This window comes from Actinomadura harenae, assembly GCF_003696215.1.
Taxonomy (GTDB): domain Bacteria; phylum Actinomycetota; class Actinomycetes; order Streptosporangiales; family Streptosporangiaceae; genus Spirillospora; species Spirillospora harenae.
In genome coordinates, this window is record NZ_RFFG01000031.1 from 60,377 (window position 1) to 81,818 (window position 21,442).

Consider the following 21,442-nt stretch of genomic DNA (forward strand, 5'->3'; position numbering starts at 1 on the left):
CTAAGGTGTGGAGGGTCCGATGAGTGTGGACACGACCGCGCACTCCGGCGCGCACACGATCGGACCCGCGATTCAGGAGGCAAGGGTGTCCAGCGCGACCGATCCCTGGGGCCGGGTGGACGAGGACGGCACGGTCTACGTGCGTACCGCTGACGGCGAACGCGTCGTCGGGTCCTGGCAGGCCGGGGCCCCGGATGAGGCCCTCGGCTACTTCCGGCGCAAGTACGACGCTCTCGTCACCGAGATCGGCCTGCTGGAGCAGCGGGTCCGGACCACCGACCTGCAGCCTCAGCAGGCGCAGCAGAGCATCGCCAAGCTGCGCGAGCAGGTCACCGAGGCGCACGCCGTCGGCGACCTGGACGCGCTGGCGCGCAGGCTGGACGGCCTGGACGGGCTGGTCGGCAAGCGCCGCGAGGAGGTCAAGGCCCAGCGCGAGCACGCCCGGTCCGAGGCCCGCGAGGTCAAGGAGCGCATCGTCGCCGAGGCCGAGCGGATCGCGGCCGAGGAGACGCACTGGAAGAACGGCGGCGAGCGGCTCCGCGAGCTGGTGGAGGAGTGGAAGGCCGCCGAGCGCGTCGACCGTCCCACCGAGACCTCGCTGTGGAAGCGGCTGTCGACGGCCCGCAACGCCTTCACCAAGCGCCGCAAGGCGTACTTCTCGACGCTGGACGACCAGCGCGAGGACGCCCGGCGCGAGAAGGAGCGGCTGGTCTCCGAGGCCGAGACGCTGTCCCGCTCGACCGACTGGGGCGAGACCGCCGCCGCCTACCGCGACCTGATGCGCCGCTGGAAGCTCGCCGGCCGCGCCTCCCGGGAGACCGAGGACGAGCTGTGGGCCCGCTTCAAGGGCGCGCAGGACGTCTTCTTCCAGGCCCGCAGCGCGGTGTTCGCCGAGCGCGACGCCGAGTTCCAGGGGAACGCCGAGGAGAAGGAGCGCATCCTCGCCGAGGCGGAGAAGCTGCTTCCGATCACCGACGTGCGGGCGGCCCGGCAGGCGCTGCGCGGCATCCAGGAGCGCTGGGAGGCCGCCGGCATGGTCCCGCGCGAGATGCGGGACCGGCTCGAGGGCCGGCTCCGGAAGGTCGAGGAGACCGTCCGGACGGCCGAGGAGTCGGAGTGGCGGCGCACCAACCCCGAGGCGCGCGCCCGCGCCGAGGCGACCGTGAACCAGCTGCGCTCCTCGATCGAGCAGCTGGAGAAGCGGCTGGAGAAGGCCCGCGCGTCGGGCCGCGACAAGGACGTCCGGGACGCCGAGGAGGCCCTCGACGCCCGCCGCGCCTGGCTCTCCGAGGCCGAGCGCACCCTCGCCGAGTTCTCCTGATCCGATGACGCCGAGCCCGGCGGGTCCCTCGGGACCCGCCGGGCTCGCTCGTTTCCGGGCCCGCTCGGATTCGGGGACGGTCAGGCGCCGGTGGGGCGGCCGGCGGGGTCGCGGCCGAGGAAGGACAGCAGCCGGGTCTGCTCGCCGGAGCCGGGCGGCGCGGTGAGCGGCGGGCCCAGGTGCCCGGCCTCCCGCATCGGCGCGGCGATCATCCGCGCGGTGGCGAAGGCGTGGTGGACCAGGTCCGGGTCGAGCCGGGACGGCTGCCCGGTCGCGACCGCGAGGTCCCAGGTGTGGACGAGCGGCTCCAGGACGTATCCGGCGAGGAAGTCGCTCAGGGGCACCTCGCCGAGCCCGCCCAGCGGGATGGGACGGGCGAGCGCCTCGTCCGTCAGCGCCGCCGCGCACTCCCGCCGGGCGGCGCGCCAGGCGCGCGGGACGTCGCCGGGGCAGAACCGCTCGGGCTCGATGTTGACGTCGGGCTGGGGGACGCCGGTGGCGAGGGCCCGGATCATGAACTGGCCGCCGGTCACATGCCCGGCGACCTGGCGGGCCGTCCAGCCCGCGCAGGGAGTGGGCGCGTCCCAGCCGTCATGCGGGACGGCTCCGACCACGCCTTCGAACAGGTCCAGGGCCCGTTCGTAGCCGTCGGGGAGGGCGCCTCCGCCGCCCCGTCCGCCGTGGCCGCCGTCCGTGCTTCCGCTCGCTCCGCTGCCTGTCATGCCGTCAGTCACCCGCGATCGGCGATCGCTGTCAAGCGGGCCGGGGGCCGCCCCGCGCCCCGGTCCACGACGATCCCGCCGTGGACCGGGGCGCCGGTCGCACGCCCGTCAGGCGGCGGGCGCGCCGCGCTCGGCGAGCATGCGCTCCATCAGCGTGATCTCCGCGCGCTGCCCCTCGACCATCGTCCGGGCGAGCCGCGTGACCTGGGCGTTCCCGGTCCGGCCGAGGACGGCCTCGGCCATCGAGACGCCGCCCCGGTGGTGGGCGATCATCAGCCGCAGGTACAGCGTCTCGGCCTGCCGTCCGGACGCCTTCCCCAGCTCGGCGAGCTGCGCGGGCGTGGCCATGCCGGGCATGGAGCCGTCCGCGGGGAGCGACGTCCCGCCGTGCCCGCCGTGGCCCATCCAGCGCATCGGCCCGGCGGGGTCGGCCTTGGGCAGGCCCCAGCCGTCCAGCCAGGCCGTCATCATGCCGATCTGGGCCTCCTGGGTGTTGATGATGTCGTAGGCCAGCAGCCGGACGGCGTCGTCCCGCGTCCGGTCGCGGACGACGAACGACATCTCGACGGCCTGCGCGTGGTGGACGCTCATGTCCCGCGCGAACCCGGCCTCCGGCCCCTCGGCCGCGGGCTTGCCGGACCGCTGTGTCCAGACGATCAGGACGGCGGCGGCCGCCACGACGGCCACCACGAGGACGATGATCGTCCGTCGCCCGCGCGACGCCCCGGGCACCGCGACGGCCTCCTCGGCGCCATCCTCCGTCTCGGTGGCGGCGGTCACGGGGTGGCCTTGCCGCCGGTGCAGGCAGCGCCCGGCTCGGGCGTCTGCGGGCCCCGGACGAAGGCGCGCAGGAACTCGTCCACCCGCGGGTCCCCGGCGCTCTGGACCTTGAGCTGCTTGCCCCACGCGCTCAGCGCGATCGGGGAGTCCAGGCCCGGGTAGGGGCTGAGCAGCGTGTACGCGGTGGCGCCGACCTTCGCCGACAGCTTGACCACCTGGTCGGTGGGAAGGTCCGGCCGGTAGGTGATCCACACCGCGCCGTGCTCGAGCGCGTGGACGGCGTTCTCGTTGCGGAGCGCGCTGGTGTAGACGCCGCAGTTCTGCCAGAGCGGGTCGTGCGCGCCGCCGATCGGCGGGTTCGTGTCGTACTTGACCGGGGTGGTGACGTGGTCGCGGTTCGTCTCGTCCTTGGTGACCAGGCCCGCGATCTTGGGCCCGTCGGCGGACGAGCGGGTCTGCATGAACGCGAAGCCGATCGCGACGGCCGCGACCAGCCCGATCACGGTGAAGAAGGTGATCGTGCCCCACGGCGTTTGCCGCTCCGTCAGGGCGTTCTTCCGCGCCGGGGGCTTCTGGGAGGCGGACTTGTCGGCCCCGGTCTTGCTGCCTGTGGTCTTGCCTGCCGCGGGCTTGCCTTGGCGGGGGCTGTTCTTGGGCGCGCCAGAGCGCGCGTTCTTGGACATGGCTGTAGAGGTCCTCTCGGATGGCCGTGCTCAGGGGATGTCGAGGCGAGGCCGCGGAGACGCGGCCCGTGGGCCTCTACAGCCGGAGGACCTGAAGGGAGGCCAGGGAGAGGGACGCGGGGGACGGACGGGCCGGAGCGGCCGACCGCCAGCCGGCGCGCGCCGGCAGCAGCAGGAGCCGGCGTCCCGCACGCGCCGCCATCACGAGCAGCATGATGCCCAGCAGGACGGCCAGGCAGAGGCACGTTTCGACGGGGCTGGGCGGCGTGCGGTCGTGGGAGGTGACCGACAGGATCGGGGACTCGCCGTCGCCGTGGGGGAGCCGGTGGTGGGCGCCCTCGGCCCCCGGGCCGAACCAGGTGACGGCGTCGTGCGGGTGGCAGAGGTCCACCGGCGGGGCGTGTTCGAGCCCGTAGCTGAACATGAGCCCGGCCACGGCGAACAGCACCACGAACAGCCCGGCCAGGCCGTGCTGCCGTCGTGGTGCGCTCCTGAGGGCCCGGGACGCGCGCCGTGGCGCGGTCGGGGCCGCCGTTCCGGTCACCGGGTTCGGTCCACCTCCGGGACTGACCAACGCCCCTCACGTTCCTCGCGTTCCCGATCAACCAGACTTGTCACCGAACCGAGATAGTGTCGGAAGGTGACGAGCAGCCTGGGAGCAGGGGAGCCGGAGGGCCTCTTCGACGATCCGACCGCCACGAGTCCGACCTCGGAGCCGACCTCGGGGTCGACTTCGGCCGGGGCGGGATCGCCGCGCCTCCGTGAGCCGGTGCCGGGGAGCGGGCGCGGCCCGTCCGCCGGCGCGCACCAGCCGCTCGCGGTCCGGATGCGCCCGCGCGGCCTGGACGAGGTGGTCGGCCAGCGGCACCTGCTCGGCCCCGGCACCCCGATCCGGCAGCTCGTGGAGCGCGACGCCCCGATGTCGCTGGTCCTGTGGGGGCCGCCCGGCACCGGCAAGACGACCCTGGCGACGGTCGTGAGCCAGGTCACCAGCCGCCGCTTCGTGGAGATCTCCGCCGTCACCGACGGGGTGAAGCGGGTCCGCGCCGAGATCGACCTGGCCCGCCGCGAGCTCGGCATGACCGGACGCCAGACCGTCCTGTTCGTGGACGAGGTGCACCGTTTCAACAAGGCCCAGCAGGACGCGCTGCTCCCCGCCGTGGAGAACCGCTGGGTCTCGTTCATCGGCGCGACCACCGAGAACCCGTTCTTCTCCGTGATCAGCCCGCTGCTGTCCCGGTCGCTGCTGCTCACCCTCGAGCCGCTCGCCGAGGACGACCTGCGCGAGGTGATCCGCCGCGCCCTCGCCGACGAGCGTGGCCTGAAGGGGGAGACGGCCCTCGAACCGGCCGCCGAGGACCACCTGATCCGGCTGGCCGGGGGCGACGCCCGCCGCACCCTGACCTACCTGGAGGCGGCCGCCATGGTCGCCGAGCCCGGCGCGACGATCGACGTCGGCGTGCTGGAGCGGGCCGTCGACCGGGCCGCCGTCCGCTACGACCGCGAGGGCGACCAGCACTACGACGTCATCAGCGCGTTCATCAAGAGCATCCGCGGCAGCGACGCCGACGCCGCGCTGCACTACCTCGCCCGCATGATCGAGGCGGGGGAGGACCCGCGGTTCATCGCCCGGCGGCTGATCGTCCACGCCAGCGAGGACATCGGCATGGCCGACCCGACCGCGCTCCAGACCGCCGTCGCCGCGGCCCAGGCCGTCGAGTTCGTCGGGCTGCCCGAGGCCCGGATCAACCTCGCCCAGGCCGTGATCCACCTCGCCGTCGCGCCCAAGTCCAACGCGGTGATCACGGCCGTGGACGAGGCGCTCGGCGACGTCCGCAAGGGCCTCGTCGGACCGGTCCCGGCGCACCTGCGCGACGCCCACTACAAGGGCGCGGCGAAGGTCGGGCACGGCGCGGGGTACAAATACGCTCATGACCACCCCGGCGGGGTCGTCCGGCAGCAGTACGCTCCCGACAACGTGCACGGGCGCGAGTACTACCGGCCGACGCGGCACGGCGCGGAGGCCCGGTTCACGGAGGTTCTGGGGCGAATCCGCGCGGTTCTGCGCGGCACGTCGCGGCCGAAGGACGGCTGAACCGGGCCGAGATCATCTTGTGCCGGAGGGCCGGGGAGGTGGCCCTCCCGGGGGCCTGGACCACGGTAAGGTCTGTCAGACCAGCCCGGCCATGGCCGAACCCGCGTACAGACGACACAGCGAACGGAAAGCCCTGATGCTCACTGGTGGACAGCTCGCAGGTCTCATCGTGGCCGTGTTCTGGGCGGTGCTGGTCTCCTTCCTCGCCTACACCCTCCTCAAACTCGCCCGCCTGCTCGGCGAGGCGACCAAGATGGTCGAGGACCTCGGTGAGCAGGCCGGTCCGCTGATGGACGACATGGCCCGCACCGTCCGCCGCGCCAACGAGCAGCTCGGCCGCACGGACGTGATCACCAAGCAGGTCGGTTCGGTCACCCAGAACGTCTCGGCGGTCACCACCGTGATGACCTCGGTCGTCGGTGGTCCGCTGGTCAAGGCCGCCGCGTTCTCCTACGGGGTGCGCAAGGTCCTCGGCAACCGGGCGGGGGAGGAGCGGCCGCCGAGCCGTCCTCAGCTCCCGGCCCAGTCGTCCCGGAGCGCCGCGCGCGGTTCCTCCGGAACGTCCGGACGTGGTGGGAGGCGCCGGTGAAGCGGCTGTTCTGGCTCACGGTCGGCGCGGGCGCGGGCGTCTACGCCACGCACCGCGTCAAGCGGCGCGTCGAGCGCCTGGCCCACGAGTGGTCCCCGGAGGGCGTCGCCGTCCGGGCCGTCCACGCCGGGCAGGGCGCGGGCCGCAGGCTGCGCGACCTCGCCGCCGACGTGAAGGCGGAGACGGCCGCGCGCGAGGAGGAGCTGCGGGAGGCGGTCGGGATCGACCGGACCCTCCCCGAACCCGAGGAGCCCCGCGCCCCGCGCCGGGTCCTGCGGGCGCGTTACACGATCGTCAACGACAAGGATGGCCACTGATATGGAGTCGGCAGAGGTCGCACGCCGCTTCCTCAAGTTCTTCGAAGAGCGCGGGCACACCGTGGTGCCCTCGGCCAGCCTGGTCGCCGAGGACCCGACCCTCCTTCTGGTGAACGCCGGGATGGTCCCGTTCAAGCCGTACATGCTCGGCCAGCGGACGCCGCCGTCGCAGCGGATGACCAGCTCCCAGAAGTGCGTGCGCACCCCGGACATCGACGAGGTCGGCCGGACCACCCGGCACGCCACGTTCTTCCAGATGCTGGGGAACTTCTCGATCGGGGACTACTTCAAGGAGCAGGCGATCCCGTTCGCCTGGGACCTGCTGACCAGCCCCCAGTCCGAGGGCGGGTTCGGGTTCCCCGAGGAGAAGCTCTGGGTCACCGTCTTCCACGACGACGACGAGGCCGCCGAGATCTGGCACAAGAAGGTCGGCGTCCCCACCGAGCGCATCCAGCGCCGCGGCATGGCCGACAACTTCTGGTCGATGGGCGTCCCCGGGCCGTGCGGCCCCTGCTCGGAGATCTACTACGACCGCGGGCCGGAGTACGGCCGCGAGGGCGGCCCCGTCGTCGACGAGGACCGCTACCTCGAAGTGTGGAACCTGGTGTTCATGCAGTTCGAGCGTGGCGCGGGCACGGGCAAGGACGACTTCCCGATCCTCGGCCCGCTCGCCCACAAGAACATCGACACCGGCATGGGCCTGGAGCGGATGGCCGCCGTCCTGCAGGGCGTCGACAACATCTACGAGACCGACACGCTGTGGCGGGTCCTCGACCGCGCCGCCAAGCTCACCGGCACGACCTACGGCCGCGAGCACCGCGCGGACGTGTCGCTGCGGGTCATCGCCGACCACGTCCGGTCCGGCACGATGATGGTCTCCGACGGCATCCGCCCAGGCAACGAGGGCCGCGGCTACGTGCTGCGCCGCATCCTGCGCCGCTCGATCCGCAACCTGCGGCTCCTCGGCGCTCAGGACGCGGGCCTCATGCACGAGCTGACCGACGTCGCGATCAAGGCGATGGGCGAGCAGTACCCCGAGCTCATCCGCACCGCCGCGAACATCCACACGGTGATCGACGCGGAGGAGGACTCCTTCCTCTCCACGCTCCGCACCGGCACGACGATCTTCGACACCGCGGTCGCCGACACCAAGCGCTCCGGCGCCCAGGTGCTCGGCGGCGCCCAGGCGTTCAAGCTGCACGACACCTACGGCTTCCCGATCGACCTCACCCTCGAGATGGCCGCCGAGCAGGGCCTGTCAGTGGACGAGGACGGCTTCCGGCGGCTGATGAAGGAGCAGCGCGACCGCGCCAAGCAGGACGCGCGCGAGAAGAAGACCGGCAACCTGGACGTCTCCGTCCTGGACGCCCTGCTCACCGAGGCGGGCGGCAAGGTCGACTTCATCGGCTACGGCCGGCTGATCGGCGAGGCCCGCCTGGTCGGCCTGCTGGTGAACGGCGCGAACGTGCCCGCCGCCGGCGAGGGCGACGAGGTCGAGGTCGTCCTCGACCGCACCCCGTTCTACGCCGAGGGCGGCGGCCAGCTCGCCGACACCGGCGTGATCCGGCTCGGCAACGGCGCGCAGATCGAGGTCCGCGACGTCCAGTCGCCGCTGAAGGGCCTGATCGTGCACCGCGGCGTGGTCCGCGGCGGTGAGGCCCAGGCGGGCGACACCGCCTACGCCGAGGTCGACGTCGAGCGGCGCAACGCGATCTCCCGCTCGCACTCGGCGACGCACCTGGTGCACGCCGGGTTCCGGCGGGCGCTCGGCGAGTCCGCCGCGCAGGCCGGTTCGGAGAACTCGCCCGGACGCTTCCGGTTCGACTTCACCGCGTCCGGCGCCGTCCCGGTCAGCGTCCTGCGCGACGTCGAGGACGAGGTCAACGAGGTCCTGATCAACGACCTGGACGTCCGGGCGTTCCACACCTCGATCGACGAGGCCCGCGCCATGGGCGCGCTCGCCCTGTTCGGCGAGAAGTACGGCGACGAGGTCCGGGTCGTGGAGATCGGCGACTACTCCCGGGAGCTGTGCGGCGGCACGCACGTCGCGCGGTCCGGGCAGCTCGGCCTGGTGAAGGTGCTCGGCGAGTCGTCCATCGGCGCCGGCGTCCGCCGGGTCGAGGCGCTGGTCGGCATCGACGCGTTCCGCTTCCTGGCCCGCGAGAGCGTGCTGGTCAACCAGCTCTCCGAGCAGCTGAAGGCGCGCAAGGAGGAGCTGCCCGAGCGGATCTCCGGCATCGTCACCCGCCTGCGCGACGCCGAGAAGGAGCTCGAGAAGGTCCGCGCCCAGCAGGTGCTGCAGGCCGCCGCCGGGCTCGCCGAGCAGGCCGCGGACGTCAACGGGATCGCCTTCGTGGGGCACCGCGCCCCCGACGGCACCGGAGCCGACGACCTGCGCAAGCTCGCCGTGGACGTGCGCGGCCGCCTCCAGGGCCGTCCGGCCGTGGTGATGGTCGCGGGCGCGCCCAAGGACCGTCCCGTCGTCGTGATCGCCCTCAGCGAGGGCGCCCGCGAGCGCGGCCTGAAGGCCGGGCAGCTGGTCGGTCTCGCCGCCAAGACCCTCGGCGGTGGCGGCGGTGGCAAGGACGATCTCGCCCAGGGCGGAGGCGCGGACGCCGGCAAGATCGGCGAGGCGCTGGCCGCCGTCGAACGAGCCGTAGGGGCCGCATGAGGATCGGAGTCCGACTCGGAGTCGACGTGGGCAGCGTCAGGATCGGCGTCGCCCGCTGCGACCCCGGCGGCATCCTTGCCTCTCCCCTGGAGACCGTGAAGGCGGGCAAAGGGGACGTCGACCGGCTGGTGAGGCTGGTCGAGGAGAACGAGGCGATCGAGGTCATCGTGGGACTTCCGACGTCGCTGTCGGGCCGTGAGGGCCCGGCGGCGACGTCCGCCCGGCGGTTCGCCACCATGCTGGCGGAGCGTCTATCCCCCGAGATCGTCCGGCTCTACGACGAACGGCTCACCACCGTCACGGCCGAGAGCGGACTACGCGCCGGTGGCGTCCACGGTCAGGCCCGGCGCAAGGTCGTCGACCAGGCCGCCGCGGCGGTCCTGCTCCAGGCGGCCCTCGACGGTGAGCGGCTGACCGGGCGTCCACCCGGTGAGGGCGTCCGGGGAGCGGGTGAGTGACGTGGACTTCTTCGACGACCCGCCGAACGAACCCGAACCCGAGCCACGCCGCGGCCGTCGGCGCCGTCCCGAGGGGCAGCAGCAGCCGCGTCCCGGCCGGGACCCGCGCGGCCGCCAGCGTGGTCAGGGCCAGCGCCGCCTAGGGCAGCGCGGTCAGGACCAGCGCGGTCAGGACCAGCGCGGCCAGGGGCAACGTGGTCAGGGGCAACGTGGTCAGGACCAGTACGCCCAGGACCAGCACGCGCAGGAGCAGTACGGCCAGGAGCAGTACGCCCAGCAGGGGCAGGATCAGTACGGGCAGGGCCAGTACGACCAGCACCAGTACGAACAGCAGCAGTACGAACAGCAACAGCAGTACGGCGGCGGCCAGGGGCAGTATGACCAGTACGGGCGGCAGCCGCAGGCCCAGGGGCATCCAGGGCAGCAGCAGGCTCAGCACCCCGCTCAACAGCAGCCTGGTCAGCAGCACGGCCAGCAGCAGTACGGTCAGCAGCAGTACGAGCAGGACGAGTACTACGACGGCCAGTACGGCGAGTACGAGGAGCAGGGCCAAGGTCAGGGCCAGGGAGGCCATCTTCTCGACGACCAGCTGAACCGGGACGGCGAGCGCAGCCGCGACGACCAGCGGCGTTCGCGCAAGCGGCAGCGCCGCAGCAAGGGCAAGGGCCGCGCCGCGGTGATGTTCGCGCTGGCGTTCCTCGTCGCGATCGTCGGCACGGGCGGCGTGCTCGGCTACGCCTGGCTCGACGGCCGGATGCATCCGCCGGACTACTCCGGCCAGGGCGCCGGCAACGTGATCGTCCAGGTCAAGGAGGGTGACAGCGGGTCGGCGATCGCCGCGACGCTCCAGCAGCACGACGTGGTGAAGAGCGTCCGCGCGTTCCTGAAGGTGTACGGCAAGGAACCGAAGGCGTCCAGCCTCCAGCCGGGCTACTACCAGATGCGGCTGCGGATGTCGTCCAAGGCCGCGATGGCCCTGCTGCTGGACCCGAAGGCCCGCGCGGGCAACATGATCACGCTGCCGGAGGGGCTGCGCGCGATCGAGGTCTACGAGAAGCTGTCGAAGAAGACCGGCATCTCGGTGAAGAAGTTCCAGGCCGCCGCGAAGGACACCCGGGGCCTCGGTCTCCCGTCCTACGCCAAGGGCAAGGTGGAGGGCTACCTCTTCCCGGGGCAGTACAACCTGAACCCGAACGCCCCGGCCAAGGACATCCTCAAGATGATGGTGGAGCGGTTCAACCAGGAGGCGCGCGAGCTCGACCTGGTCAACAAGTCCAGGGCGGTCAAGCTCGACCCGGGTCAGGTCGTCACCCTCGCCAGCCTGCTGCAGGCCGAGGGCGGCACCAAGGCGGACTACCCGAAGATCGCGCGGGTGCTCTACAACCGCATCAAGATCGGTCGTCCGCTGCAGCTCGACACGACCGTCCTGTACGCGCTGAACAAGCGGACCCTCCACGTCACCATCAAGGACACCCAGGTCGACTCGCCCTACAACTCCTACAAGGTGAAGCCGCTTCCGATCGGCGCGATCGACAACCCCAGCGCCGACGCGCTGAAGGCCGCGCTGGCCCCGGCGCCGGGCGACTGGCTGTTCTTCGTCACCACCAACCCGACCACGGGCTACACCGAGTACGGGACGACGGAGGCGGAGTTCACCACGATGAAGAACAAGCTTGACCAGTGGCTGGCCAAACACCCGCCGAAGGGCAAGTGAGTTCCGCTCGCGCGGCGGTCCTGGGATCGCCGGTCGCCCACTCGCTGTCCCCGGTGCTGCACCGTGCCGCGTACGCGGAGATGGGCCTTTCCGGCTGGTCCTACGACGCGTTCGAGGTCGGTGAGGACGGCCTGGCCGGGTTCCTCGCCGGCCTGGACGGGTCGTGGCGCGGCCTGTCGCTGACGATGCCGCTGAAGCGGGTGGCGCTGTCGCTCGCCGACTCGGTGTCCGACCTCGCGGCGAAGGTCGGCGGCGCGAACACGCTCGTCCTGCGGGACGGGCGGCGCGCCGCCGACAACACCGACGTCCATGGGATCGTCACGGCGCTGCGCGAGGCGGGGCTGGACGGAGTCGCGTCCGTGGTCGTGCTGGGCGGCGGTGCGACGGCCGCGTCCGCGCTGGCCGCGCTGTCCCGGTTCGGGGTGTCGCGGGTCGCGGTCGCGGTCCGCAGCCCCGAGCGCGCCGCGGAGGCGGTCGAGGTGGGCGCGCGGTTCGGCGTGTCCGCCGAGGTCGTCCGGCTGGACGAGGCCGGCGGGTCCCTTCCCGCCGACCTGGTCGTCTCCACGCTTCCCGGACGGGCGGCCGACGCGTTCGCCGAGCCCGTCGCCGCGTCCGGGGCGGCGCTGTTCGACGTGGTGTACGCGCCCTGGCCGACCGAGCTGGCGCGCGCGGTCGCCTCGGCGGGCGGACGCGTCGTCGGGGGCTTCGAGATGCTCCTGCACCAGGCGGTGCGCCAGGTCGCCCTCATGACCGGCCGCGACGACGTCCCGGTCGAGGCGATGCGCGCCGCGGGCGAAGCCGAACTGGCCCGCCGCGCCGCCTGACGCGCTCCACCCGCGGACGGGCCGACCCGCTCCACCCGCCGGACGGCCCGACCCGGTTCACTCGGCGGGTCTGCGCCGGCGCAGGGACTCGTGGGCGGTGGTCATCGCCATTGGGATGATCACGCTGAGCCAGAACTCGCGCCAGCCCCACGCGCGGGCGCCGACGCCGGCGAGCCCGCCGGCCACGACCGCGCCGAGCAGCAGCGACGACCAGTACCGCCGGACGAGCCGGACCGGGTCCGGGCGCGGGCGGCCCGGCAGCAGCGCGGGCAGCGAACGGTCGCGGGCGTGCGCCCGCTGGACGACCGTGGCGTCCGGCAGCCAGTGCAGACGTCGCGGGGGCGGGCGAGGGGCATCCGGGCCAGTTCGATCATCGCGTCGAGCCGCCACCACAGCGTCCACAGCGAGGTGCGGCCGTCCGCCGGGTAGCCGGACCAGGACGGGCCTCCCGCGTCGGCGGCCAGCAGGGTCCGGACGGCGCGTCCGAGCAGCGGGCCGGGCGCCCCGCGCGGGTCGTGCACCAGCGCGGTCACCGCGAGCGGCAGGCCGGAGTGCCACAGCGCCATCCGCCAGATCGGGGCGGCGGAGGGGCCGTGCGGCATCACGTCGTAGGTCTCGATCCAGGTGTGGTCGTCGGACGGGTCGAGGTGCGCGGCGAGCCAGTCGTAGGCGGCCGGCAGCCGCTCGTTCTCCTGGCGGGGCCGGGCCTCGGCCAGTGTGACCAGCGCGAACGCGGTGTGCGCGACGGTCGGGGCGGCGTCCGGGGTCGGTCCCCAGGCGGGGCGCAGCGCGGTCCGGTCGGCGGTCAGCCACTCCACGCCGCGCCCGACGGACGGGTCGTAGGGGTTGAGCCGGGCGAGCGCGCGCAGCGCCAGGCAGGTCAGCCAGGTCCGGGACGGTGCGCCGCGCAGCGAGCCCCAGCCGCCGTCGGGGTTCTGGTTGAGCAGCAGCCAGCGGTAGGCGCGGCGCAGGTCCGGCGCGTCCGGGCGCAGGTCGCAGCGGGCGACGGCGAGGAACCGCGCGATCCACGCGGTCGCCTCGACCACCGGTAGGCCGAGGCTGGTCTTGGTGGCCCAGCCGCCGTCGCGCAGCGGGTCGACGGAGTCCACCTGGCGGTGCGCGAGGAACGCCAGGCTCGCGTCGAAGTGCGCGAAGGGACGTCCGGCGGTGGTGAAGGCGAGCAGGCCGAGGGCGGTGGCGGTCGCGCCGGGTTCGGTTCGGGCCAGCTCGTGGTACCAGCCGCCGCCGGTGCCGTTGGCGGGGACGTAGGTGTCGCGGAGGACGTCGAGGGAGTCGTCGAGCGTGCGGTGGAGCAGCGCCATGTCCAGCCGGTCGGCGCCCGCGCCCTCCGTGGAACGGCGGTCCGCCGTCCGCTCGTTCGGCGGACGGTCGGTGCGGCGGGGGCGCTGGTTCAGGGGGGAGTTCACTATGCGGGCCTTCTACCGGGTATGTGCCCATATGGACAGGTGCTCTACCGTCCGGGCGTCCGGGTTGTGGCGGCCCGCGCCGCTCACGGACGTCCCGGCCGGCACCGTCCAGGCGACGGAGGTGGCGGCATGGCGGCGGGCCGGACGACCACGGACACGACCACCCACCCGGACGCCGACTGCGTCCTGTGCCCGCCCCTGCGCTTCCGGCTGAACGCGATCGCCGGGCTGCCGGGACCGGACGCCGTGGCGGCGGCCGACGACGCGTTCCTCCTCATGCCCGACCTCGCCCCGCTCACCGCCGGCCACCTGCTGCTCGTCTCGGCCGGGCACCTGCCCTGCGCGGGAGCCTTCGGCCCCGGCCTGTGGGAACGCGCGCTCGCCTGGCGCGGTGCGGTCGCCCGCCTCTACCGCCGCGCGTACGGGGATCCGTCGCTGCTCGTCCTCGAACACGGCCCGGCGACGCCCCAGGGCGGCGGGGCCTGCGTCGACCACTTCCACTGGCACCTGCTGCCGGGCGTCACCGGCGTCCGCGCGCTGCTCGCCCAGGACGGCCTGGACGGCGTCCCGGCCGGCCACGCCGTCCTCCGCGAACGGCACCGCGCCGGACGCTCCTACCTCTTCGTCGAGGAATCGGGGATCGCGACCGTCCACCCCGGGGACGGCGTGCCCAGCCAGTACCTCCGGAAGGCGGCCGCGACCGCGCTGCGCCTGCCGGGCCCATGGCGCTGGCAGGAGACCTTCGCCCTCCCCGAGAGCAAAGCGCGCTTCCACGACACCATGCGCTCAGCCGCCGACGGCCTCGACTTCGCCGCCTGACACGCGCCCTACGACGCCGCACGGCGCGCGAGCCACCAGTACAGCTCGGCGGACGCCAGCCGGTCCCCGAACCCGATCCGCTCCACGCCCTCCCGGTAGCCGGACGGGTAGGTGAGCGTCAGGTCGTCCCGGCGGTGCGCGAGCACACCCTCCAGCGAGGACGGCCCGAACCGCAGCAGCCACAGCGGACGCCCCGGCACCAGCGCGTCCAGCGCCGGGACGAGCGCCCGTGCGCCGTCCGCCGTCACCGGGACGGGCCGTTCGACCAGCCGCGCCAGCGTCGCGGCCTCGCTGACCACGACGTCCGCGAGGGGAAGCGGCGCGAGCACGTCCTGGATGGGGAGCCGCGCGTCCACGTCGTGCGGGACCAGGTCGAACAGCACCAGCGTGCCCGCCGCCCGCGCCGTCTCCATCGCCGTGCGCAGCGCCGCCCGCGAGACCGGGCCGAGCGAGGCGTACCCGTCGCAGCACAGCGCGTCCGCCCGGCGGATCGGACGCGCCGCGTCCCGCACGTCGGCGGGGGAGAGCCGCCGGTCGGGCGCGTCCCGCCCGGCGACCAGCAGCCGCGCGCCGTGCCCGCCGCCGGTGGCCCGGTCACGCAGCATGACCGTCAGGCCGTTCGCCGTCCCGGACTCGGCGCGCAGCAGGTCACGCGCCCCGATCCGGCGCACCTCCCGCCGGACGACCGGGGTGAGGTCGTCGTCGCCGATCCGCCCGAGCACCGCCACCCGCCGGAAGTACCGGACCGCCCACCGCGCCATGTTCACCGCCGTCCCGCCGACCACGGCGCGCGCGGGCGCGTACGCCAGCCGGTCGGCGGACACCTCGGCGAACCGGACGTCCGGCAGCGTCGCCCGCACCTCGAAGCGCACGTCGCCCAGCACCACGACCGAGAACCGCCGCCGCGCCGCGCCGTCCAGACCCGGCGCCGCCACCGCCGTCCCGTCCACCGGCCCGTCCGGACGGCCGACCCGGGCCATCAGCCGGTCGCCGGGTACCGCCGCAGGAACTCCCGCAGCACCGGACGGAGGCTCGGGATGAGGTCCAGCGAGGCGGCCGCGCCGAGCGGCACCCACGCCGACTCCCCGAGATGGTCGTCCGGCACCCGGTTCTCCGGGCTCACGTCCAGGGTCAGCGGACGGCAGAACCGTGCCGCCGCGACCACCCGGACCCGCTCGCCGGAACCGTCCGGCCCGTCCGGCATGGACCACTGCCACAGGTGGAACGGCGGCCCCGGATCGACCCTCAGCCCGACCTCCTCCCACACCTCGCGCCGGATGTGGTCGTCGAGATCGAGGTCGCCCGCGACGTGCAGCCGGCCGCCGGGCACCTCCCAGCGGCCCGGGTGGTGCGGGTCGGTGGCGGACTTGCGCACCATCAGCAGCCGGCCGCCCGACACGATGAACGCCTTCTGCGCGAACTCCAGCCGGACCGGGACGCCGGGCGGAGGAAAGCCCGCAGCCGGCACGGAAGCCGGCACGGAAGCCGGCACGGAAGCCGGCACGGAAGCGGAGTGGACCCCGGGCGCGGCGCCGGGCGCGGGACCGGACGAGACGCTGGACGCGGCGGATGCGGGCATGACGGAAACCCCTGGCAGCGCGGCCCGGCGGGCCGTCCTGGTCCAACCGTAACCCCGGCATCGGTCCGCCGCTTGGCACCGTTCGGGAAGATGCCCCTCACCCCCGGCGGACACCCTCCTCAGGCCCCGGGGACAGCCCCCGGAACGGTGCCGTATCGAGCTGCGCAGCGTGATCATGACCCTCCGGGGGGAGAGCGATGCACGGTCCCACGCCACGTCCGACACTGCGACAGCGGTCCCGCTACCGATTCGACAGCACCCTGGCCCGGGGGACGCCCGCCCTGATCGGCCAGCTGGCGGCCGTCTCGTCCGCGCCGGAGAAGGGCCACGCCGTGACCATCGGGTGGTCCGACCAGGTTTCCCATGGTCGTGGGGATCGTTCGGCGCCTGGACGACCACGTCACCGCCGGGGTGGCGTCGTGATCGGCTACCGTGTCGGAGGGCGGCGCTCGTCCCGCCCGCCTTCGGCGTGGTGGACCGCTCCCCGGCTCGGCGCCTGAGACGGTTCGCCGGAATTCCGGGGGGAACCCCGTCGAACCGGACGGAAACCCCGGCGGGGTGGAACAAGCAGTGCTCAAGAGGTGTTAGTCTTGGTGGTCGACCGGTCCTGTGCTTTCTTCCTCGCGGAAGGGACGCGCCGGACGTTCAAGCGGAGGCCACCTCCCACCTGACCGGCCAGCGGCCGGTGGGTCCCGGTCCGTGAACGGCGCCTCGGCGTCCGTTCCGAGCACGCCGCCCCGGCAGGGGTGCGCGCTCGACCGAAGGTGGCCCCGCATGCGTGTCGTGCGGGGCTTTTCGCATGAGAGGCCCCGGGGTACACCGGTCGCAAGCTTGCACAGGTACGGCTCCTAGGAGGTCCCATCAGCGCCGAACCGCGTATCAACGACCGCATTCGCGTGCCCGAGGTCCGGCTCGTCGGCCCGAACGGCGAACAGGTGGGCATCGTGCCCATCGCCAAGGCCCTTGATCTCGCGCGTGAGTCGGATCTTGACCTGGTCGAAGTGGCGCCCACCGCGCGCCCGCCCGTCGCCAAGCTCATGGACTACGGCAAGTTCAAGTACGAGTCCGCGATGAAGGCGCGTGAGGCGCGGAAGAACCAGGCGCACACGATCATCAAGGAGATCAAGCTCCGGCCGAAGATCGACCCGCACGACTACGAGACCAAGAAGGGTCACGTGGTGCGGTTCCTCAAGGCCGGGGACAAGGTCAAGGTGACGATCATGTTCCGCGGTCGCGAGCAGTCCCGCCCCGAGCTGGGCTACCGGCTGCTCCAGCGCCTCGCCGAGGACGTCGACGAGCTCGGCTTCGTCGAGTCCCGGCCGAAGCAGGACGGCCGTAACATGATCATGGTGCTCGGCCCGCACAAGAAGAAGGCCGAGGCCAAGGCCGAGGCCAAGGCGGAGCGCGCCGCCCGGGAGCAGGAGCACGAGCAAGAGCAGGAGTCCGCCCAGGGCTGAGCGTCGCCGCGCCCCGGAGGGGCCGCTCGTGTCTCGCGTGAGCGGGGCCGTGCCCGGCCGAAGAGGGCGGAGACGCACGTACATTGAGCCTGACCTGGCGTCGCACCGCGCGACCCGTGGTGCAACGCCGATCAGGCGCGCCCCCGTGCCCGAGCACGTGGGGTCCGAACGAGAGGGAGACGACGGCGCCATGCCGAAGACCAAGACCCACAGCGGGGCCAAGAAGCGGTTCAAGCTGACCGGCTCCGGCAAGGTGATCCGCCGCCGCGCCAACAAGAACCACCTGCTCGAGCACAAGCCCACCAAGCGGACCCGCCGTCTCGACGGCACCGTCGTGGTCTCGCCCGCCGACGCGAAGAACATCAAGAAGCTGCTGCGCAAGTAAGCAGCCGCCAGACCAGCAGTCCGTACGACCGGCCGGCATTTGAGTCGCCGGCCCCCACGAAGGAGTTCAACACGTGGCACGCGTGAAGCGGGCGGTCAACGCCGCCAAGAAGCGTCGGGTCGTCCTGGAGCGGTCGAGCGGCTACCGCGGCCAGCGGTCGCGCCTGTACCGCAAGGCCAAGGAGCAGCAGCTCCACTCCATGACGTACGCCTTCCGGGACCGCAAGGACCGGAAGGGTCAGTTCCGCCGGCTGTGGATCCAGCGGATCAACGCCGCCGCCCGCGCGAACGGCATGACCTACAACCGTTTCGTCCAGGGCCTGAAGGCCGCGGAGGTCGAGGTCGACCGCCGCATGCTGGCCGAGCTGGCCGTCAACGACGCCGCCGCGTTCGCGGCGCTCGTCGAGATCGCCAAGGCCGCGCTGCCGGCCGAGGGCGAGAAGGCCGCCTGAGCGCGGCCGGAACGACGGGCACGACGAGAACCGGCGTGAGCATGGCGGGCCGTGAGCTGACCTCGATCCGATCACCACGGGTGAAGGACGCTCGGCGGCTCGCCAAGCGTGCGTTCCGCCGCCGCGAGCGCCGGTTCCTCGCCGAGGGCCCGCAGGCCGTCCGCGAGGCGCTGGCCATTCCCGGCGGCCTCGCGGAGCTGTTCACCACCGCCGAGGCGGAGAGCCGCCACCCCGAGCTGATCGCGGCCGCCGACAAGGCGGGCGTGCCGGTGCTGCGGGTGAGCGGCGAGGTGATGGCCGAGCTCGCCCAGACCGTCACCCCGCAGGGACTGCTGGCGGTCTGCGAGTTCGTGGACGTGCAGCTCGGCGACGCCCTGGCGGCCTCGCCGAAGCTCGTGACGGTCCTCGCGCACGTGCGCGACCCCGGCAACGCCGGCACGGTGCTGCGCACCGCCGACGCGGCGGGGGCCGACTCGGTGGTGTTCACCGACGCGTCGGTGGACCCCTACAACGGCAAGTGCGTCCGGGCGTCCGCGGGAAGCCTGTTCCACCTGCCGGTGGTGATGGGCCCCCGGTTCGAGGGGCTGGCCGCCGACCTGAAGGCCGCGGGGCTGACCGTCCTCGCCGCCGACGGCGCGGGCGACCGCACCCTGGACGAGGCCATCGACGGCGGGCTGCTGGCCCGCCCGACCGCCTGGGTCTTCGGGAACGAGGCGTGGGGGCTGCCCGAGGAGATCCTCCGGCACGCGGACGAGGTGGTCCGCGTCCCGATCTACGGCCGCGCCGAGAGCCTGAACCTGGCGACGGCCGCCGCCGTGTGCCTGTACGCCTCCGCGCGGGCGCAGCGCGCCTGACGGCCGTCCCGGCCAGGAGCATCCGTTTCGCCCCGTCTCGGGGGGATGCCCTGGTCCAGGCCGTGAAACGACCCGGAGAAGACGGCGTCCCGGGCCGTCCGGTTCGGTACTGACCGCAACCGGACGGTTCCGCGCCGCGGGCCGCCGTACCCCGCGCGGCCTGCGAGGATGGACTCCGTCCGGACGGTGCGGCGGGGGCCGCGCCACCTGCCGCGGAGCGGCGGGCGGGGACCGGACGGCCGCACCGGCGGTTCCTTCCTTCGGAGGAGGACCGAACCGGTCCGGCGGGGGATTCACACGCGTTGACAGCCGCCTACGGTGGATCCGTGGGACGGCGACGACGCCGCGAGATGGGGGATCGAATGACCGACCACAGGGGGACGGCGGCCCGGCGAACGGCCCGGCGCGCACCCGAGGTCAGATGCCGCACCGGCGTCCCCGCGGGCGGTCCGGCGGGCACCCCGGCGGCCGGGCGCGCCGCGTTCGCCTGCGCGGGTCCCGCGCAGCTGCGGACCGAGCTCGCCGCCGTCCACGGCACGACCACGGTCGTCGCGGTCGCGGGCGAGATCGACCTGCGCACCGCCGACGCGCTCCGCGCCCGGCTGACCGAGTTCGCCGGCCCGCAGGGCGGGTCCGCCTGCGCCGACCTGGTGATCGACTTCGGCGGGGTGCGGTTCTGCGACGCCAGCGGCCTCGGCGTGCTGGTGGCGGTCCGCAACGCGCTCGCCGCGCGCGGCGGCCGGGTCCGGCTCGCCCGGGTACGCCCGGCCCAGCTGCGCCTGCTGCGCGTCGTCGGCCTGGACACGCTGTTCCCGCTCCACGCCGACGTGGCCGACGCGGTCGCGGCCGCCGAGGCCGCCACCGCCGCGGGACGCGGCTGACGTAACGAACGCGGACCGGCGCGGGTGCCTTCGGGCGCCCGCGCCGGTCCGCTTCTCACTTCCCGGCCCCCGCGCCGACGGCCTGTGGCGGCTCGTGCGCGGCCGCTGCGCGTGTGCCGTGCCCGGCCGTCCGCGACGAGGCGGAGCGGGGTGCCGCGGGCAGCCGGAGGGACACAAAACGCTTGCCCGGCAGAGGCTCTCGGGTCCCGCGGCGTCGCCGTCTCCGGATAGAGTCTGTTGTCGTCAGGCCGTGTCCCGTCCGGTTTCTGGAGGCCGTCCGTGGGTGGAGAGCACTCCCCGACCGCGCGTCGGCGCGTGCCCGGTCCGAGGACCGGGCAGGCCGCCGCGCCGGGAACCGGGGCGCTCGATCCCGACGACCTGCCGGACGGCGTGCTCGTCGCCGGCCCGGACGGCCGGGTGGCGGTGTTCAACGCCGCCGCGCGGAGGCTCACCGGGGTCGCGGCGGAGGCGGCGATCGGCCGTGACTTCCGCGACGTCCTGCCGCTGCACGACGCCGAGGGCCGCGACTGGTGGAAATGCTCGGCGCCCTACGACGGGCTGTCCACCCGCACCCGCCACCCCGAGCAGACCCTCTTCCTCCCGGACGGCACGGAGCTCCTGGTGAGCGCCGCCTACCGCCGGGACGCCGGGGGGCACGTGGAACGATTCACGGTCACCCTGCGGGACGCGCTGCGCCGGGCCCGTCGCGAACGCGACCGGGCCGACCTGGTCTCGACCGTCGCGCACGAGCTGCGGTCGCCGCTGACCAGCGTGAAGGGCTTCACCGCGACGCTGCTGTCGAAGTGGCACCGGTTCAACGACGACCAGAAGCTGGTCATGCTGGAGACGGTGAACGCCGACGCCGACCGGGTGACCCGGCTGATCACCGAGCTGCTCGACGTGTCCCGGATCGAGGCCGGGCGGCTGGAGATGCGCCGCCAGGTGGTGGACCTCGCCGAGGAGGTCCGCAAGATCATCGCGGGCCGCGTCGCGGCGGGCGACCCGGCCGACCGGTTCCGGTTCGAGGCCCGGGGCGAGCTGCCCGATCTCTGGCTCGACCCCGACAAGATGGACCAGGTCATCGGCAACCTCGTCGAGAACGCGGTGCGGCACGGCGCTGGTACTGTCACGATCGTGGTGGAGCCGGACGGACACGGGAAGGGGGCCGCGGTGTCGGTACGCGACGAGGGCGAGGGCATCCCGCCCGAGGCAGCCCAGCGCGTGTTCCGGCAGTTCTGGCGCGGCCCAGCGTCCGGCCGCCGCGGCGGCACCGGCCTCGGCCTCTACATCGTGAAGGGCCTCGTCGAGGCGCACGGCGGAGCGATCACCGTGCGGCGCGCGCCCGGTGGCGGCGCCGAGTTCCGATTTACCGTGCCCGCCGGGGCCCCCGACCACGCCACCGCCTGAGCGTCCGC

General features: G+C 73.7%; 22 protein-coding genes. 15 read left to right on the top strand and 7 right to left on the bottom strand.

The features are described 5' to 3' along the window. Positions 1-19 precede the first annotated feature (19 nt). Complete coding sequence (locus tag EBO15_RS18800) at positions 20-1,321, top strand: DUF349 domain-containing protein (protein WP_122195710.1); 1,302 nt, start codon at positions 20-22, stop codon at positions 1,319-1,321. 80 nt (positions 1,322-1,401) lie between these two features. Here EBO15_RS18800 and EBO15_RS18805 read toward each other — a convergent pair whose 3' ends face one another. From EBO15_RS18805 to EBO15_RS18820, 4 genes are all read right to left on the bottom strand, one after another. Further along, the gene (locus EBO15_RS18805; RefSeq protein ID WP_122195711.1) at positions 1,402-2,043 is read right to left on the bottom strand and encodes a TIGR03086 family metal-binding protein; all 642 of its coding nucleotides are present in this window, start codon (positions 2,041-2,043) and stop codon (positions 1,402-1,404) included. A 108-nt stretch (positions 2,044-2,151) separates the two neighbouring features. Further along, the gene (locus tag EBO15_RS18810; protein ID WP_122195712.1) at positions 2,152-2,823 is read right to left on the bottom strand and encodes a DUF305 domain-containing protein; all 672 of its coding nucleotides are present in this window, start codon (positions 2,821-2,823) and stop codon (positions 2,152-2,154) included. Continuing rightward, entirely contained in the window at positions 2,820-3,506 is a 687-nt protein-coding gene (locus EBO15_RS18815; RefSeq protein WP_122195713.1) for a DUF3105 domain-containing protein, read from the bottom strand. Before EBO15_RS18815 ends, EBO15_RS18810 begins: the two co-directional genes overlap by 4 nt. 76 nt (positions 3,507-3,582) lie before the next feature. Further along, positions 3,583-4,050 (bottom strand): hypothetical protein, encoded by a 468-nt coding sequence (locus EBO15_RS18820; RefSeq protein WP_122195714.1) that lies wholly within the window; start codon positions 4,048-4,050, stop codon positions 3,583-3,585. Between the two features lie 282 nt (positions 4,051-4,332). Here EBO15_RS18820 and EBO15_RS18825 point away from each other — a divergent pair, with 282 nt between their 5' ends. The 7 genes from EBO15_RS18825 to EBO15_RS18860 all read left to right on the top strand — a co-directional run bounded on the left by EBO15_RS18825 (position 4,333) and on the right by EBO15_RS18860 (position 12,174). Next, positions 4,333-5,601, top strand: a complete 1,269-nt coding sequence (locus tag EBO15_RS18825) for a replication-associated recombination protein A (RefSeq protein WP_122195744.1) — start codon at positions 4,333-4,335, stop codon at positions 5,599-5,601. 136 nt (positions 5,602-5,737) lie between these two features. Then, positions 5,738-6,190 (top strand): DUF948 domain-containing protein, encoded by a 453-nt coding sequence (locus EBO15_RS18830; protein WP_122195715.1) that lies wholly within the window; start codon positions 5,738-5,740, stop codon positions 6,188-6,190. After that, entirely contained in the window at positions 6,187-6,507 is a 321-nt protein-coding gene (locus EBO15_RS18835) for a DUF6167 family protein (RefSeq protein ID WP_122195716.1), read from the top strand. The genes EBO15_RS18830 and EBO15_RS18835 overlap by 4 nt, the downstream gene beginning before the upstream one ends. Before the next feature lies 1 nt (position 6,508). After that, the gene (alaS, locus tag EBO15_RS18840) at positions 6,509-9,178 is read left to right on the top strand and encodes an alanine--tRNA ligase (protein ID WP_122195717.1); all 2,670 of its coding nucleotides are present in this window, start codon (positions 6,509-6,511) and stop codon (positions 9,176-9,178) included. Beyond that, positions 9,175-9,636 (top strand): Holliday junction resolvase RuvX, encoded by a 462-nt coding sequence (gene ruvX / locus EBO15_RS18845; RefSeq protein WP_122195718.1) that lies wholly within the window; start codon positions 9,175-9,177, stop codon positions 9,634-9,636. Before alaS ends, ruvX begins: the two co-directional genes overlap by 4 nt. After that, a complete protein-coding gene (gene mltG / locus EBO15_RS46120) occupies positions 9,629-11,350 on the top strand; it encodes an endolytic transglycosylase MltG (protein WP_233616285.1) in 1,722 nt (573 codons plus the stop codon). Before ruvX ends, mltG begins: the two co-directional genes overlap by 8 nt. Further along, entirely contained in the window at positions 11,347-12,174 is an 828-nt protein-coding gene (locus EBO15_RS18860) for a shikimate dehydrogenase (RefSeq protein WP_122195720.1), read from the top strand. Before mltG ends, EBO15_RS18860 begins: the two co-directional genes overlap by 4 nt. A 119-nt stretch (positions 12,175-12,293) precedes the next feature. On the opposite strand, the gene EBO15_RS18865 is transcribed toward EBO15_RS18860, so the two are convergent. Next, positions 12,294-13,601, bottom strand: coding sequence for a prenyltransferase/squalene oxidase repeat-containing protein (locus tag EBO15_RS18865; protein ID WP_122195721.1), 1,308 nt, complete (start codon positions 13,599-13,601; stop codon positions 12,294-12,296). A gap of 129 nt (positions 13,602-13,730) precedes the next feature. Here EBO15_RS18865 and EBO15_RS18870 point away from each other — a divergent pair, with 129 nt between their 5' ends. Continuing rightward, positions 13,731-14,420 (top strand): HIT family protein, encoded by a 690-nt coding sequence (locus EBO15_RS18870; RefSeq protein ID WP_158628273.1) that lies wholly within the window; start codon positions 13,731-13,733, stop codon positions 14,418-14,420. Positions 14,421-14,428: 8 nt separating this feature from the next. Here the strand turns inward: EBO15_RS18870 and EBO15_RS18875 are convergent, their stop codons facing one another. Together EBO15_RS18875 and EBO15_RS44260 are read right to left on the bottom strand one after the other, a co-directional pair. Then, positions 14,429-15,400, bottom strand: a complete 972-nt coding sequence (locus EBO15_RS18875; RefSeq protein ID WP_122195723.1) for a carbohydrate kinase family protein — start codon at positions 15,398-15,400, stop codon at positions 14,429-14,431. Next, on the bottom strand, positions 15,400-15,888 hold the full coding sequence (locus EBO15_RS44260; RefSeq protein WP_158628274.1) for an NUDIX domain-containing protein: 489 nt from the start codon (positions 15,886-15,888) through the stop codon (positions 15,400-15,402). Before EBO15_RS44260 ends, EBO15_RS18875 begins: the two co-directional genes overlap by 1 nt. 1,007 nt (positions 15,889-16,895) lie before the next feature. Here EBO15_RS44260 and infC point away from each other — a divergent pair. The 6 genes from infC to EBO15_RS18910 all read left to right on the top strand — a co-directional run bounded on the left by infC (position 16,896) and on the right by EBO15_RS18910 (position 21,434). Beyond that, the gene (gene infC / locus EBO15_RS18885; RefSeq protein ID WP_233616286.1) at positions 16,896-17,456 is read left to right on the top strand and encodes a translation initiation factor IF-3; all 561 of its coding nucleotides are present in this window, start codon (positions 16,896-16,898) and stop codon (positions 17,454-17,456) included. Between the two features lie 190 nt (positions 17,457-17,646). Next, entirely contained in the window at positions 17,647-17,841 is a 195-nt protein-coding gene (gene rpmI, locus EBO15_RS18890; protein WP_026415009.1) for a 50S ribosomal protein L35, read from the top strand. Between the two features lie 73 nt (positions 17,842-17,914). After that, positions 17,915-18,292, top strand: a complete 378-nt coding sequence (gene rplT, locus EBO15_RS18895; protein WP_122195726.1) for a 50S ribosomal protein L20 — start codon at positions 17,915-17,917, stop codon at positions 18,290-18,292. A 41-nt stretch (positions 18,293-18,333) separates the two neighbouring features. Next, a complete protein-coding gene (locus tag EBO15_RS18900; RefSeq protein ID WP_122195727.1) occupies positions 18,334-19,146 on the top strand; it encodes a TrmH family RNA methyltransferase in 813 nt (270 codons plus the stop codon). Between the two features lie 362 nt (positions 19,147-19,508). After that, positions 19,509-20,027, top strand: a complete 519-nt coding sequence (locus tag EBO15_RS18905) for an STAS domain-containing protein (protein ID WP_122195728.1) — start codon at positions 19,509-19,511, stop codon at positions 20,025-20,027. Between the two features lie 315 nt (positions 20,028-20,342). Next, positions 20,343-21,434 (top strand): sensor histidine kinase, encoded by a 1,092-nt coding sequence (locus EBO15_RS18910; RefSeq protein ID WP_122195729.1) that lies wholly within the window; start codon positions 20,343-20,345, stop codon positions 21,432-21,434. Positions 21,435-21,442: the final 8 nt, after the last annotated feature.